The sequence below is a fragment of the Psychromarinibacter halotolerans genome (genome assembly GCF_029168315.1).
GTDB classification, from domain to species: Bacteria; Pseudomonadota; Alphaproteobacteria; order Rhodobacterales; family Rhodobacteraceae; genus Psychromarinibacter; species Psychromarinibacter halotolerans.
Genome location: NZ_JARGYD010000044.1, coordinates 1 through 503, shown reverse-complemented (window position 1 = coordinate 503; position 503 = coordinate 1). Strand labels below are relative to the sequence as shown.

Here is a 503-nt window from a genome sequence, read left to right as displayed (position 1 = left end):
CTGGCCAACGACAGCGACATCGACGGCCCCGGCCCGCTGACGATCACGGTGGTGACGGACGGCACGCTGGGCACGGTGGTGGACAACGGCGACGGCACCGTGACCTACACCTCGACCTCCGGCGCGGGGCCGGACAGCTTCAGCTACACGATCAGCGACGGCGACCTGACGGCGTCGGCGACGGTGGAACTGGATGTGCTGACCGAGCCGAACGCCGCGCCCGAGGCGACGGCGGACAGCTACACGGTGGCCGAAGACGGCGTGCTGACGGTTGCGGCGGCGGGGGTTCTGCTGAACGACACCGACGCGAACGGCGACCCGCTGACGGCAAGCCTTGTCAGCGACGTGACGGACGCGACGCTGGCGCTGAACGCCGACGGCTCGTTCACCTACACGCCGGACGCGGACTTCAACGGCACCGACAGCTTCGTCTACGAGGTCAGCGACGGCCTTGGCGGCACCGACACGACGACGGTGACGCTGACGGTCGAGCCGGCGGCGGA

General features: G+C 70.2%; 1 protein-coding gene. It reads left to right on the top strand.

Annotation, left to right across the window (positions count from 1 at the left end):
* Positions 1–503: cadherin-like domain-containing protein (locus P1K30_RS23840; RefSeq protein ID WP_275635236.1), on the top strand; the 503-nt coding region annotated here is incomplete at both ends.